At 40.5% G+C, this 13,685-nt stretch carries 12 protein-coding genes; 9 read left to right on the top strand and 3 right to left on the bottom strand.

What is annotated here, in order from left to right:
- Nucleotides 1-161: 161 nt before the first annotated feature.
- Both HL290_RS12805 and HL290_RS12800 read right to left on the bottom strand, forming a co-directional pair.
- Nucleotides 162-2,351: a TonB-dependent receptor gene (locus HL290_RS12805; RefSeq protein WP_198496660.1), complete on the bottom strand. Its 2,190-nt coding sequence runs from the start codon at nt 2,349-2,351 to the stop codon at nt 162-164.
- Between the two features lie 226 nt (nt 2,352-2,577).
- Nucleotides 2,578-2,790 (bottom strand): DUF1737 domain-containing protein, encoded by a 213-nt coding sequence (locus tag HL290_RS12800; protein ID WP_198496659.1) that lies wholly within the window; start codon nt 2,788-2,790, stop codon nt 2,578-2,580.
- Nucleotides 2,791-2,950: 160 nt separating this feature from the next.
- Between HL290_RS12800 and gshB the strand changes: the two genes are divergently transcribed.
- The 8 genes from gshB (at nt 2,951) to lpxC (ending at nt 12,186) form a co-directional block, all read left to right on the top strand.
- Entirely contained in the window at nt 2,951-3,895 is a 945-nt protein-coding gene (gene gshB, locus HL290_RS12795) for a glutathione synthase (protein WP_005038008.1), read from the top strand.
- Between the two features lie 237 nt (nt 3,896-4,132).
- The gene (gene murG, locus HL290_RS12790) at nt 4,133-5,230 is read left to right on the top strand and encodes an undecaprenyldiphospho-muramoylpentapeptide beta-N-acetylglucosaminyltransferase (protein ID WP_198496658.1); all 1,098 of its coding nucleotides are present in this window, start codon (nt 4,133-4,135) and stop codon (nt 5,228-5,230) included.
- An 11-nt stretch (nt 5,231-5,241) separates the two neighbouring features.
- A complete protein-coding gene (gene murC / locus HL290_RS12785; RefSeq protein WP_198496657.1) occupies nt 5,242-6,690 on the top strand; it encodes a UDP-N-acetylmuramate--L-alanine ligase in 1,449 nt (482 codons plus the stop codon).
- Nucleotides 6,691-6,726: 36 nt separating this feature from the next.
- Complete coding sequence (locus HL290_RS12780) at nt 6,727-7,653, top strand: D-alanine--D-alanine ligase (RefSeq protein ID WP_003654094.1); 927 nt, start codon at nt 6,727-6,729, stop codon at nt 7,651-7,653.
- 2 nt (nt 7,654-7,655) lie between these two features.
- The gene (locus HL290_RS12775) at nt 7,656-8,510 is read left to right on the top strand and encodes a cell division protein FtsQ/DivIB (RefSeq protein ID WP_003654093.1); all 855 of its coding nucleotides are present in this window, start codon (nt 7,656-7,658) and stop codon (nt 8,508-8,510) included.
- A gap of 60 nt (nt 8,511-8,570) precedes the next feature.
- Nucleotides 8,571-9,833 carry a cell division protein FtsA gene (gene ftsA / locus HL290_RS12770; RefSeq protein WP_003654091.1) on the top strand — a complete coding sequence of 421 codons (1,263 nt, stop codon included), beginning with the start codon at nt 8,571-8,573 and terminating at the stop codon, nt 9,831-9,833.
- A gap of 164 nt (nt 9,834-9,997) precedes the next feature.
- Nucleotides 9,998-11,173 (top strand): cell division protein FtsZ, encoded by a 1,176-nt coding sequence (gene ftsZ / locus HL290_RS12765; RefSeq protein WP_003654090.1) that lies wholly within the window; start codon nt 9,998-10,000, stop codon nt 11,171-11,173.
- 110 nt (nt 11,174-11,283) lie between these two features.
- Nucleotides 11,284-12,186: a UDP-3-O-acyl-N-acetylglucosamine deacetylase gene (gene lpxC / locus HL290_RS12760; protein WP_005038014.1), complete on the top strand. Its 903-nt coding sequence runs from the start codon at nt 11,284-11,286 to the stop codon at nt 12,184-12,186.
- Between the two features lie 97 nt (nt 12,187-12,283).
- On the opposite strand, the gene HL290_RS12755 is transcribed toward lpxC, so the two are convergent.
- Nucleotides 12,284-12,724 (bottom strand): DciA family protein, encoded by a 441-nt coding sequence (locus HL290_RS12755; RefSeq protein ID WP_003654086.1) that lies wholly within the window; start codon nt 12,722-12,724, stop codon nt 12,284-12,286.
- Between the two features lie 107 nt (nt 12,725-12,831).
- Here HL290_RS12755 and HL290_RS12750 point away from each other — a divergent pair, with 107 nt between their 5' ends.
- Nucleotides 12,832-13,524 carry a M23 family metallopeptidase gene (locus HL290_RS12750; protein WP_045433755.1) on the top strand — a complete coding sequence of 231 codons (693 nt, stop codon included), beginning with the start codon at nt 12,832-12,834 and terminating at the stop codon, nt 13,522-13,524.
- Nucleotides 13,525-13,685 lie beyond the last annotated feature (161 nt).

Below are 13,685 nucleotides of genomic sequence, written 5' to 3'. Positions count from 1 at the left end.
CTCCATCGTCATGCCCAACTTGTCTTGTTGACCTTGTTCAGTCATTACCCAAGGACGAAAAAGAAGCGCTAGCAAACATGCAAGCTTATCGCGAAAAATATGGTATTTAAAAATAAAAGGCATACCTCTAAATAGGGGGGATGCCTTTTTAATATTTTTACTTAGAACTGATAATTCAAACGTAATAACACATTACGAGGTGTGCCCGGCATGCTGTCAGAGCGCCAGTATTCTTTATTGGTCAGGTTATTCACTGCAATAGTGACATTCCAAGGGTCTGCACTATAGCCAATCGCTGCATCGACACGGTTAAAGCCTTCCATTTTTACTTGATTATTAATATTTGGATAATAAGAGCCCACATAGGTCACACCCACTTCGGTATACCACTGCTCGGTTGGTAAATAACGAACAAATAAATTACCCGTGTTCTTAGATGTATTTGCTAAATAGTTGCCTTCTTGTTCAGGCTTTTGTTTGTCTTCTTTTACTTTTGCATCTGTGTAGCCATAACCACCGCGAATAAAGACATTATCTAGTACACGGCCAATAAAACTAAATTCAAGACCACGAGATTGATGCTGACCGGCCGTTGCCCATACTTCTGGTTCTTCATTAGGCTTTGGTTTATAGCGGATATTATTTTTACGAATATCAAAGACCGAAAATTGAGTATTTAAACGACTATCTAACCATTCGCTTTTTACCCCAACTTCGTATTGCTCGTTATATTGAGGCTCTTTATCCATTTTTGTGACATCAGTGCTTCCAGTAACTTGGTTAACACCCATTTGTCCACCAAATGGTGCAAAGCTCTTAGAGTAAGACGTATAAAAACTATGTTCAGGAAGCGGTTGCCATACCAAGCCAACATTCGGGCTAAAGCTGCCATCTTTTACATTACGGTGTTCTTTAGTCAGCTTGTTGGTGGTTGAAAAGTCAAAGTAATCGTAGCGCACACCCATCATGAGTTTAAGTTGGTCATTTAGACCAATTAAATCTTGAATAAATACGCCGTAAGTTGTGCCTTCATTATAGTTATGCTGACTAATCTTTAATGGGCCATTGCCACGACTGTACTCTCGTTCACCAGTGATTGGATTAACGTAACCATAAATGGCTGACCCATTTTGAGTTTTATTGGCTAGACGTGGCTCTCGCTGTTCATAAGTCCAGTCTGTACCCAACATAATTTGGTGTTCAAGCGAGCCTGTTTTGAACTTGCCCTTAATATCAAAGGTATTCGTCGTTGTTTTATTGCTGGTTTGTTGCCAGTAGTAAATTTGGTCGATGTAACCTTTTTTAGTACAAGACTCATTCTTTGAGTTTTTACCATCTAAACCACAATAAGTCCCAGAATAAAAGTGGTCAAAGTTCTGTTCTGCTTGTCGGTAACTTGCTGCCCAGTGGAAGTTCCAATCAGGCGCATATTGGTAATTTACGTCAGTACGCACAACTTGCAAAATATCATCAACATAATCTCCGTCTTGCGCAAATCCTGTTTTGATAGAGGTTCCCACAGGCAAGTTTTCATATGCTGGACCACGATCAGGCACACGACCTAATTTGTCATAGGTATATTGTGTAGTCCAAGTAAGCGTTCCATCATCATTTTTATACGTAAAACTTGGTGAAAACATCTCAATTTTATTTTCAATACCAGAGCGGAAGCTACCTGACTCGCCATATTCTCCCGTAAGGCGTACTGCTAAATTGTCATTAATTACTTGGTTAATGTCAGCAGTGGTTCCATAGTTATCGTATGAACCTGCATAACCGCCAACTGAACTTTTAGAGTCGAAATTGGCGAATTTACTCACCATATTCACAACCCCACCACCAGCACTACGGCCATATAAAACAGAGGCGGGGCCTTTTAAAATTTCAATACGCTCAATATTGGCAGTACTACGGCGTACTTGCCCACTTTCACGTATACCATCACGGTAAATATCGCCTGTATCAGCACCAAAACCACGAATGGTAATGCCATCACCACGCATATCGTAATTGGTAGATACCCCTGGGGTACCTTGCAGCATAACGCTTAAATCATTTGATCCATAAATTTTATATTTCTGAACATCAATGGTATCAACGGTTTGAGGGATATCTTTTTTATCTAAGCCATTACGTGTGACATTGGCTTTGTCATAGTCGATATAGCTTTTAATTGGGTCTAACTCACTCATAGCCTCAATTTTTATGGTGGGCATGGTCGCTGCAACTTTCGAGGATGAGTTACTAGAGTCTTCAGCGTATACACCTTGAATATTCAAGATCATTAAACTGAGTAAGCTGAGCGGGAACAAACGCTTAATTGGGGGAGATGATGTAGAAATTCTTAACATAAAATAAAATCAATTAACAAAAATAAAAGTATTAATGATAATTATAATCATTTCTTTGTTTAGAATAAAAGAACTATTGTCTTTAAAATTTATGAGATTGCTTTTTTAAGTCTTTATTTTGAAAGGTTGTAGTGATTGCTCAAGCTAACAAGGAGGGGTATTGATTAGCTTGAGTTATTAATTTGGATTAAGAAGATGTTTTTAGAGATGAAAGTAAATATTTAATTTAAGCATTATTTTTGAGAACATCTAAAATATCCATTTCTGGATCATAATTCTCGTCAATCGTTTTACAAATTGCTTGTCCAACAATCACATGTGTGCCATTAAAGGTCATGCTGGGTGCTTCATATACTTCCCAGCCGTGATTCAGTGCTTTAGTTACTCGTGCACAAAAAGCAGAGTCATCAGGGCCGGTTAAATAGCGATAAAGTTTCATCTTTAGCCTTTAAAAATAATATTTTATGGTCATAGTTTAACTGAATTTACTTGAGTTCTAGTTAAAGGAATAACAGATAACGATTTACTGAAATTAAGAAAAACGAGTGAAAAATCTCAGCTATACTCATGCTAATTTAAATTTTATGAAGAGCTTGAGCATGCGTGTACTTGTCGTCATGGATCCGATTGAAACCGTAAATCTTAAAAAGGATTCAACCATGGCAATGTTGTGGGCGGCGAGCCGTCGTGGACATGAATTGGGTTATGCATTACAACAAGATTTATATATCGATCAAGGTAAGGCTTACGGTCTAATCTCACCATTAAAAGTATTTGAAGATTACAATCATTATTACGAATTGGGCGAAAAGAAAAAAGAATCTATCGCGGCTTACGATGTGGTATTGATGCGTAAAGATCCACCGTTTGATATGAATTTTGTCTATACAACTTACGTGCTTGAACAAGCTGAACGCGAAGGTTCATGGATTATCAATAAGCCTCAGTCATTGCGTGATTGCAATGAAAAGCTATTTGCAACGCAATTCCCAGAGCTGCAAGTACCTACACTTGTAACATCGCAACAAAGTTTAATTCGTGAATTTCTTAAAGAACATGGCGATGTCATTGTGAAACCACTTGATGGTATGGGTGGTACGGGAATTTTCCGTTTATACCAAGACGGTGTAAATATTGGTTCTACTTTAGAAATGCTTACAGAGTTAGGTACTCGTCCAATTATGGCTCAGCGTTATATTCCTGAAATTGTAGAAGGGGATAAGCGTATTTTGATGGTAAATGGCGAGCCTATTCCTTACTGTCTAGCTCGTATTCCACAAAATGGTGAAGTGCGCGGTAACTTAGCGGCAGGTGGCTTAGGTCAAGCGCGTCCGCTCACTGAAAACGATAAGCTGATCGCAGCTAAAATTGGTCCTTTCTTGCGCGAAAAAGGTTTGATTTTTGTTGGTTTAGATGTAATTGGCAATTATGTCACTGAAATTAATGTCACCAGCCCAACATGTATTCGTGAAATTGATGCTCAATTTGGTACATCAATTGCTGATAATCTGTTTGATGTATTAGAAGCTGGTCGTACGGCTTAATTATTTATTTCAGGTGATTTTCAGCGGTATTTATGGGAAATCACCTGAAAATATATGAATTAATAAAATCACAATATGAAATACGCTAGTGCTTTGTAGGCATATTTTCAAAAAAGCACATCTTTCTGTTATAAACGAGTGAAATTAGCTTTTCGTTAATGAAGCTTTAGGATTAAAATAAACGGCTACAAAAATAGATGACAATTTCCATTGTTTTTTGAGTTGAAGAATTAGACCGTGACCGATTCACAGCAAAGCAAACCCAAACATGTCATGATGATGGCTGCCGGTACAGGCGGACATGTTTTTCCAGCCCTCGCCGTAGCCAAACAACTTCAACAACAAGGTTGTCAGGTTTCGTGGTTAGCCACGCCAACAGGTATGGAAAATCGTTTATTAAAAGATCAAAATATTCCAATTTATCAAATTGATATTCAAGGTGTTCGTGGGAACGGTGTGATCCGTAAACTTGCTGCGCCTTTTAAAATTTTAAAAGCGACTTTAAGCGCAATGCGCTATATGAAACAGCTTAAAGTTGATGCTGTTGCTGGATTTGGCGGTTATGTTGCGGGGCCTGGTGGTTTAGCAGCACGATTGTTAGGTATTCCAGTACTTATTCACGAGCAAAATGCGGTTGCTGGTTTTACCAATGCACAGCTAGCGCGTGTTGCTAAAGTCGTGTGTGAAGCATTTCCAAATACTTTTCCTGTTAGCGACAAAGTTGTCACAACTGGAAATCCGGTACGTCGTGAAATCACCGATATTTTAAGCTCTAAGTGGCGTTATGATGCGCGTGAGCAAGCGGGACAACCTTTAAATATTTTAATTGTCGGCGGTTCTTTAGGTGCAAAAGCGCTTAATGAACATTTACCGCCAGCGCTCAAAAAAATACAAGTTCCACTCAATATTTTTCATCAAAGTGGTCAACAGCAAGTTGAAGCAACTCAAGCACTTTATGCAGATGCACCAGCCAACTTAAAGGTGCAGGTTTTGCCGTTTATTGAAGAGATGGCAAAGGCTTATAGTGAAGCTGATTTAATTATTTGCCGAGCTGGAGCATTAACGGTGACGGAAGTTGCAACAGCAGGCGTTGCTGCAGTTTTTGTACCACTTCCGATAGCAGTTGATGATCACCAAACTGCAAATGCCAAATTTCTGGCTGATATCGGTGCTGCAAAAATTTGCCAGCAATCGACTATGACACCAGATGTTTTAAATGAATTGTTCACTTCGCTGATGAACCGCCAATTACTTACAGAAATGGCAGTGAAAGCGCGTCAACATGCCCAACCAAATGCGACTCAGCATGTGGTTGATCTTATCCAAAAAATGTAATCGGATTTACTATGTCTCCATCAACAGCTGCGAACCAAGCAAAAAAACTGATTAAAGTGCCTGAAATGCGCCGTATCAAACACATTCATTTTGTGGGGATCGGTGGTGCTGGGATGTGTGGCATTGCAGAGGTATTGGGTAACCAAGGTTATAAAATTTCTGGTTCAGACATTAAAGCATCTAAAACTACAGAACAATTAGAGCAAAATGGCATCAAGGTTTATATCGGCCATCAAGCGGAAAATATTAAAAATGCCAATGTGCTTGTAGTTTCTACAGCGATTGATCCAGAAAATCCGGAAATTAAAGCAGCGATTGAACAACGTACTCCAATCGTACGCCGTGCAGAGATGCTAGGTGAGCTTATGCGTTACCGTCATGGTATTGCTGTAGCTGGTACGCATGGTAAAACCACAACGACTAGTCTTTTAACTACCATGTTGGCTGAAGAAAATCTTGACCCAACTTATGTTATTGGTGGTTTGCTTAATAGCACAGGTGTAAATGCTGCACTTGGTGAAAGTCGTTTTATCGTGGCTGAAGCTGATGAGTCAGATGCGTCTTTCCTTTATTTGCAGCCAATGGCAGCGATTGTAACGAATATCGATGCTGACCATATGGATACCTATGAAGGTAGCTTTGATAAATTAAAAGATACGTTTGTACAGTTCCTTCATAACTTACCATTTTATGGTTTGGCTGTAGTTTGTGGTGATGACGCCAACATTCGTGAAATTATGCCACGTGTAGGCCGTCCAGTTATTACTTATGGTTTTAATGAAGATAACGACATTCGCGCAATTGATGTTGAACAAGATGGTATGCGTTCACACTTCACGGTGTTACGTAAAGGTCGTGAGCCGCTACGTTTAACCATCAACCAACCAGGCATGCATAATATTTTGAATGCTTTGGCTGCTATTGGTGTTGCGACTGATGAAGGTGTTTCTGATGACGCAATTAGTCGTGCTTTAGCAGGCTTTAGTGGTGTTGGTCGTCGCTTCCAAGTACAAGGTGAATTCGAACTTGCCGATGGTAACGTTAAGCTAATTGATGACTATGGTCACCATCCGAAAGAAGTAGAAGCGACTATTAAAGCTGCTCGCCAGAGCCATCCGGATCGTCGTTTGGTTATGTTATTCCAGCCACACCGTTACTCTCGTACCCGCGATTGTTTTGATGACTTTATTGAAGTGCTTTCTCAAGTCGATCAATTATTATTACTGGAAGTTTATCCTGCCGGTGAGAAGCCTATTGTAGGTGCAGACAGCCGTACTTTGGCGCGTAGTATCCGTTTACGTGGACAGGTGGAACCGATTTTGGTCGATCCGGTTGAAGGTAATTTGCAAAACATCATGCAAAATGTGTTACAACCAAATGACTTGTTATTAACGCAAGGTGCGGGTAACGTTGGAGCAATTTCAGTAGAACTTGCACAACACCATTTGTATGTGAAATAAACAAAAATATTGAATTATCGGGTTAAGGATTTAAACGTGTCAAATGCTACAAAATTCGGCAAAGTTGCCGTGCTATTTGGTGGGAAATCGGCTGAGCGTGCTGTGTCTTTAGATAGTGGTCAGGCAGTTCTGGATGCTTTATTGCGTTCAGGTGTTCAGGCTGAAGCATTTGATCCGCAAGACCGCAGTGTGACTGAACTTGTAAATTATGATCGTGCATTTATTGTACTGCATGGTCGTGGCGGTGAAGATGGCCAGATTCAAGGTGTACTTGAATGGTTAAATCTGCCTTATACCGGAACAGGTGTACAAGGTTCTGCGATTGGCATGGATAAAGTCAAAACCAAGCAAATCTGGCAAGGTAGCGATTTACCTACAGCGCCATATCGCATTATCACTAAAGAAACAGATTTAGATGCGGTTATTGCTGAGTTAGGCTTGCCTGTCATTATCAAACCTGTACATGAAGGCTCAAGCGTGGGCATGAGTAAGGTTGAGAAAGCAGAAGACTTTGCTGCTGCAATTGAAAAGGCGACTCAGCACGATGCTGTTGTGATGGCAGAAAAATGGATCACAGGTCGTGAATTCACAATCTCGTTCTTAAATGGACAGCCTTTGCCAGTTATTCGTTTACAACCCCCAGCAGACGTTGCTTTTTATGACTATGAAGCAAAATATGAACGTAATGATGTTGAGTACGGCATTCCTTGTGGTCTAAGTGAGACAGAAGAGAAAAACCTGCAAGCATTGTGCTTACGTGCTTTTCAAGCTGTTGGTGCTGAAGGCTGGGGCCGTATTGATGCGATGCAGGATGAGCAGGGTAATTTCTGGCTTTTAGAGGTAAACACTGTGCCAGGTATGACCAGCCATTCTTTAGTTCCAAAAGCTGCTCAAGCTGTTGGCTATAGTTTTGATGAATTGTGTGTTGCCATTCTTGAGCAAACATTGGAAGGTACGGCTTAAATATGGCACAACTTCCGGCTTCCATGCGCCGTAAACGTGCGGCCATCACCTCTATTCATGATAAACCGCCTACACGTAAGCAGAAGCTTGCGAATGCTGGTGGATGGGTGCTGTTGGTTATTGCTTTTGTAGTGCTGGCAGTCGGAATTTATGGGCTATATAAAGTTATTACAGATGCAAAAGTTGCAAAGCTAGAGGTTGTAGGGTCGACGTCTTCAGTTGAAACACAACAAGTGATGCAGCATGTTGCTCCAATTATAAAAGCGAATTATTTCACATCTGATTTAGAACAGATTCGTGACAAAACATTAGAAATTTCGTGGGTAGACCGAGTTGTCGTATCTCGTGCCTGGCCCAATGGTATTCGTGTTCGTGTTATGCCTCGACATGCCATCGCCCGTTGGGGAACAGGTCGCTTGTTAAGCGATGGAGGCGATGTATTCAGTGAGGCAGAGCCGACAATTCATCCTGAGCTTCCGTTACTACATGGTCCGGTAAGCCAGTCGAAAATGATGATGCGACGCTATAATGAAATCAATCAATTATTCCATCCCGCCAATTTGCGCTTAAAAGAGTTATATCTGACGGAGCGAATGACTTGGTTTATGCAGTTTGATACAGGTTTACGAATTATTGTTGACCAAGATCAAACAATGAATAAGTTGCAACGTTTAAGTCATCTGGCACAATCTGACTTAAAACCGGTGTGGTCGAAAATCTCAGCCATTGATTTGCGATATCGTAATGGATTATCTATTCAATGGAAGAACGCAACACCACCTAAAATTGTGAATGGTCAGTTTGTTGTAACGATTGATGACACAAGCATTGCAGGTGGAACAAAAGCAAAGCCATAATACGTGGCTTTAAAATAGGCAATTTGCCTGGTATTAAACAACAAAGAAATGGTATGAGTGATGAATGAAGCTGTTCCCTCAGTTGTTGCGATTGACATTGGGACGCATAAAGTTTCAGTTTTGATTGGAAAAATTCATGCGCCGGATAACATTCAAGTTATCGGTATGGCAACTGCTCGCAATCGTGGCATGAATAAAGGAAAAATCGTCAGCCTCGATAAAGTCATCGCTGCGATTAAAAATGCTGTTGCTGAAGCGGAAAATATGGCCGAATGTCGCATTCATAGCGCATGGGTATCGATTCCGAGTACCGAGTTGCAAAGTTTTTATGCCTCTGGTCGCACACCAGTCGCTAATCCAGCACATGTTATTACAACAAACGAAGTTGTGCGCGCGTTAGAATTGGCAAAAGCAAGTCATGTGACTTCTGATTACTATTTAGCAAGTGCAGTGCCGTTAGGCTTTGAATTGGGTGATTCTGCTGAATGGGTGCAGAATCCAATTAACATGACTGCCCATAGTATGACAGGACATTATCAGCTCATGATGATGCCTATAGCGACTATGCAAAACCTTGATCGCGCCATGAAAGGTGCAAATATCGGGGTTGAAAAAATGGTGGTATCTTGCTTGGCAACCGCCGAGGCAAGTTTGCTTAAAGATGAAAAAGAATATGGTGTTTGTCTGGTCGATGTTGGCGCAGGCATTACCAATCTTGCGGTTTATCTGGATGGGCGTTTGGCTCTGGCACGTACATTGCAGCGCGGTGGTGAACACGTTACACGTGATATTGCTGCTGTATTGCAAACCACGACAGAAGAAGCTGAACGCATTAAAATTCTGTATGGTTGTGTCGATTTAAGTGCTGTTAAGCCAGATCACATGATTCAGGTAGAAGGAATTGATGGCCCTCAAACCATTAGTCGAATTGAGTTGTCAGAAATTATTATTGCCCGTTATGAAGAGATCTTTAGCCAGATTCGCGATGAACTCGAAAACAGCGGTGCAATTCATGGTTTATACCATGGTGTAGTGCTGACAGGTGATGCTTGTCAAATCGAAGGTATGGTGAGCTTGGCTCGCCGTATGTTGGGGGTATCTGCACATTTGGGCAATCCACCGTTACAGGTTTATGCTGATGATCAGCATCAAGCCGCGTTACGTCGTTCGATGTATGCAACAGCAGCTGGTTTGCTCATGTTTAGCCAAAGTGAGTTGCAAGAAGCTGTTGAAGAGCCTGAAGAGGCAAATGACCGTTCGGTATGGGAACGAATGGTAAATGGCTGGAATGCGTTTAATAGCAAGCTAAAAGCCATTTTTTAGGATGTATGGATTTATTGGTAGAATTGTTAGGAAGTTGTAAGAGAAAACCACTGTACTTGACAAGGTTTGTATTGCACAGCATTCTTAAAATTAGTTATTTTTGAAAATCAAGGCAGTATACGGGCTGAAGTGACTGCCATAATGTATTAGGAACCCTAAAGGTCATGGCCTCATTTGAATTTATAGAAGATGAACTAAACGATGGCAACGGTCAAGCCCGTTTCACTGTATTTGGTGTAGGTGGTGGTGGCGGTAATGCCGTTCAACATATGGTGCAGTCTGATATTCAAGGTGTTAAATTCGTTTGTGCCAATACAGACAAACAAGCACTGGACTGTATGAATGCACCTTTCAAAATTCAGTTAGGCGAGCAAAGTACACGTGGTCTAGGTGCTGGTGCTAACCCTGAAGTAGGGCAAGTTGCAGCAGAAGAAAGCCGTGAAATTATTCGTCACCATCTTGAAGGTACGGATATGGTATTCGTTACCGCTGGTATGGGTGGTGGTACGGGTACAGGTGCGGCACCTGTGGTAGCTGAAGTTGCCAAAGAAATGGGTATTTTGACTGTTGGCGTTGTAACAACCCCATTTAACTTTGAAGGCCGTCGCCGTTTAAAGTCTGCTGAACGTGGTATTGAAGCGCTTGAAGCACATGTTGATTCATTGATTATTATCCCTAACCAGCGCTTACTCAGCGTATATGGCGATATTTCAATGAAAGATGCTTATAAAAAAGCTGATGATGTATTGTTAAACGCTGTACGTAGTATCTTTGACCTTGTTGTAAACCGTGGTCATATTAACCTTGACTTCGCCGATTTGAAAACTGCAATGAGTACACGTGGTTATGCCATGATGGGTGCTGGTTTAGGTCGTGGTGAAGATCGTGCGCGTCAAGCTGCTGAACAGGCTATCCGTAGTCCATTGCTTGATAACGTAAATATTATTAATGCTAAAGGTGTGTTGATTAACATTACTGGCGGTGATGATATTACTTTACGCGAAACTGAAATCATTACTGATGTCGTGAACCAGATTGTTGACCTTGATGAAGGTGAAATCTTCTACGGTACGGTATTTGATCCAGATGCGCGTGATGAATTACGTGTAACAGTGATTGCAACTGGTTTAACTCGTAATGCAGCAGATGCAGAGCCGAGAAAACGCAATACGGTAAGTCATGCATCGACTCAATCAGCTCAATCTGTTGATGAAGATGACGTTCCTGCAATTAATAAGCGTCAAAATGCTGATAATGAAGTGAGTAGTACTGCAAGTTCTTCTCCGCGTTCTTCTCCGATGAGCATTCAAGATTACTTGAAAAATCAGCAACGTAAGTAAAAAATTATTAAATTTAAAAAAAGGCAGTGTTTAAACACTGCCTTTTTTTGTTTTTGATCAATGACTAAATATGCTAACGTATAGCGGTTTTAAAAAAGAAGTTACAAAGCATGGTGAAACAACGTACTCTCAATCGTGTGGTAAAAGCGAGTGGAATAGGTCTTCATAGCGGTCAAAAAGTGATGATCAATTTCATTCCACATACCGTGGATGGAGGTATTGTATTTCGTCGTATCGATTTAGATCCACCTGTGGAAATCCATGCGAATGCTTTGCTGATTCAAGAAGCTTTCATGTGCTCCAATTTAGTGATTGGGGATATAAAAGTTGGAACGATTGAGCATGTGATGAGCGCAATTGCAGGTTTGGGAATTGATAACCTTATTGTTGAGGTATCTGCGTCAGAAGTTCCGATTATGGATGGAAGTGCCGGCCCATTTATTTACCTGTTAATGCAAGGTGGATTGCGTGAGCTGGATGCGCCGAAAAAATTTATAAGAATATTAAAACCAGTTGAAGCATTAATCGATGATAAAAAAGCAATTTTTAGCCCGCATAATGGTTTTCAGTTAAATTTTACGATTGATTTTGACCATCCGGCATTTGCTAAAGAATATCAATCTGCGACTATCGACTTTTCTACTGAAACTTTTGTATATGAAGTCAGTGAAGCTCGTACTTTTGGCTTCATGAAAGATCTGGATTATCTCAAAGCAAATAACTTAGCTTTAGGTGCAAGTTTAGATAATGCGATTGGTGTAGATGACACGGGCGTTGTTAACGAAGAAGGCTTACGTTTCGCCGATGAATTTGTGAGACATAAGATTTTAGATGCAGTAGGTGATTTGTATTTGCTTGGTCATCAAATTATTGCCAAGTTCGATGGCTATAAATCGGGACATGCTTTAAATAATCAGTTGTTACGCAATGTCCAAAGTGATCCGAGTAATTATGAAATTGTAACATTTGATGACGAGAATGAATGTCCAATTCCATATGTGAGTGTGACATAAGTCATTGTCTTTATTTGGTCATGTTATAATGTAACATTTTAAAGTGTGAATTTTGTCACATAAATATGGCTGAACTTTTCATTAAATATAGAGCTCGTCATTTTTTATTGCTTGCCAAACGTAGTAAAGCTTGGCTAAGCTTAGGGTCGCTCACAAAGTCGGCTGCACTGCGTAACATTTCTTGTGTTTCCGGGGGAATGGGTTTAGATGGCTCAGATGAGGGTGGATTTGGAATGTTTTTATTTCTCAAGCGAACCTGAATTCTTTGTAGGTCTTTTAACCCTTCAAGTTGAGATAATTTAGATACATATTGGTTCTGTAAATAACTGAGTTGACTAATCATCGCCTGATTTTCACCAGTAATGATCAAAGAACCATTTTGATAACACACGACCTGCCATTGTTCCGGTTGGGGCAATAAGGGTTGGATAATTTTCGTAAGTCTTTGCCATTGCGCGACTTGCGTTGTTAGAAACGTAAGGTTTCCTGTTTTTATGTGTTTTCCGGATTGTTGAAAAACGTTATCGGGTTTAGACATGGGTCATTCTCGGATAGATTCTTGTCTTCATCTTAAGCGTTCATTTCAATCGATATCAAGGAAGAGATCATAAGGAACTTAAGTAAGAACAGTTTCAAGAGGTTTTTATGCACACGCGTCGTATTTTATTAGCGTTTTCACTTGCCGCTTCGGCAGCATCAGTTGCTTTTGCAGATTATCAAACAATTAACCAATCTACTGATTCAGATCGATTGGAACAACTATCAAAAACATTATCTCAAGGTTCATATACTCATCCTGATGATTTAGATCTTCCAGCGAGTGCGAAAGTTTCAGTGACCTTACGCCAAAAAACGGTTGAGCTCAACAATGAGTCACTCGCTAAAAAATATGGCAATACGACAGCTAAGAACTCTTTCAATACCTCTTCTTCAAATGCTTATTCGTGGTTAGTTTCTCATCCTCTTCCTGATACAGTACGTGTTTCTTCCAACTTTGGTGGCCGTACGATGAGCGGTCGCGCCGAACATCATGGTGGATTGGATATGGCTGCTCCAAGTGGTACACCAATTTATGCTACAGGCCCAGGTATTGTAACTAAATCTGGTTGGGGCACTGGCTATGGTCAATATGTTGAAATTAACCATGGTAATGGCTATTTAACACGCTATGCGCATGCTTCGCGTTTAATGGTACGTGTAGGTGAACAAGTCTCTGCAGGTGAACATATTGCCAATGTAGGTTGTACTGGTCGCTGTACTGGTCCACATTTGCACTATGAAGTAGTAAAAGATGGTCAACGTAAGAATCCAACAACTTACTTGGCGATGCTTCCTTAAAAGCATAGTGAAAAAGGTTAAGGTTATTGAATTTATGAATCTGAAATTAACTTAAACCTTTTTTAACGTAAAGATTGTATAAAAAAACGCCATTATTGGCGTTTTTTTGTTATTTTGTTTAATGCTCGGTCAATGACTATTCATTCAGAAAATAATAGGCC

This window comes from Acinetobacter sp. AC1-2 (assembly GCF_016124155.1).
In the GTDB taxonomy this organism is placed as follows: Bacteria; Pseudomonadota; Gammaproteobacteria; order Pseudomonadales; family Moraxellaceae; genus Acinetobacter; species Acinetobacter calcoaceticus.
This window is presented reverse-complemented; position numbering and strand designations above follow the sequence as displayed.